1 protein-coding gene and 1 pseudogene are annotated in these 1,265 nt (G+C 41.7%); both read right to left on the bottom strand.

Features of this window, described 5'->3' with window-relative positions; all coding sequences use genetic code 11:
- A pseudogene (locus tag AC3LHT_RS10630) lies at nt 1-752 on the bottom strand (IS110 family RNA-guided transposase); the annotation flags it as partial.
- A gap of 258 nt (nt 753-1,010) precedes the next feature.
- Nucleotides 1,011-1,250 (bottom strand): methylenetetrahydrofolate reductase C-terminal domain-containing protein, encoded by a 240-nt coding sequence (locus tag AC3LHT_RS10635; RefSeq protein ID WP_488662881.1) that lies wholly within the window; start codon nt 1,248-1,250, stop codon nt 1,011-1,013.
- Between the last annotated feature and the right edge of the window lie 15 nt (nt 1,251-1,265).

The following is a 1,265-nucleotide window of genomic DNA, read 5'->3' on the forward strand; positions in this document are numbered from 1 at the left end:
AGAACGGAGTCGCCTTCTTTATCAATTATTTTTTCACAAAATACAGGTTCAATTTCAATGGCTTCTTCATTTATACGTTTTAATCTTAAAGTAATCCTTGAAGGTGCGATAATTTCTTCGCTATTTTTGCAATTGGCATCTCGGTGTTTCGCAAGCACCTCTGGATTACGTTGGCCGCTTAAAATTGAACGAATAATTGTCATCCCTGTTTTGCCGGTGACATCTGAAACTACATTATCCAGTAGCAGGTTCATTTGTCGCAGAGCTTTTTGCATATGTTGAATGTGTGTGGCGGCACTGCTGACCAACATGGCTCGTTGTCTCATATATGTTCGAAAAGCACATATTTCCGAAGATGGGCGGAAAGCTCCTCGCAACAAGCCAAAACTGTGAAGTTGTTGCAACCATTGACAATCTAAAACATCAGTTTTGCGACCGGGAACGTTTTTCAAATGACGAGGATTCACTAAGAAGACTTCAAAGCCTCGTGCCTCTAAAAGTTCAAAGGCTGGAATCCAATAAACTCCAGTAGATTCCATTGCTATGGTTGATATGCCAACTTCTTTCAACCAATCTGCCATATGTTCTAAGTCTACGGTGAAACAAGAATATTCTCTTATTGGCTTATCATCGAGACTGAGTGGAACAGCAACAAAATGGGATGTAGAGCCAATATCAATGCCGGCAGCATAAAGATTAACTTGCTTGAGATGATCTTGTAGACGTTTTTTGTTGCGGGCTTTACGTTTCATTGTTTAGGCCTCCATCAAATGATTTCAGCACTTTGGGCGTAAGGGTTGTCAAGTTTGTACATTCTTCCAAAACGGGATCACTAAGTGTCACCAATAATATATTCGTCAACCCTTCAACCACGCTATTCAACGGGTATATTAACACCAATGTTAGTTCGGTCTCTGCGCCCAAAGGCCTTGAGACATAAGAATACAACATTTATACGAGTTCGAAAACCGTTACTTTTAAATATGTGGCCGCGATAGCTGTCTGGGACGCTATTCAGCGTAACGAGCTTTATAGTCTTCCTGAATCAAAGATCTGCGCGTCTGATTCTGCCACAAGCGTATCGGTTTAACATCCAAAATATTACTGACACGACCTTGTTCTTTCAAACGATTGTAGATATCAGTCCAGGCACAAGGAGTGTTTTTATCAACCTCACAGGTACCATCAATCCGGGTACCACCACACGGACCATTGAAAATCCCTTTTGCACATCGGGCCACCGGACAAATACCTGCAGTTTCACC

This window comes from Kosmotoga sp. (genome assembly GCF_982836095.1).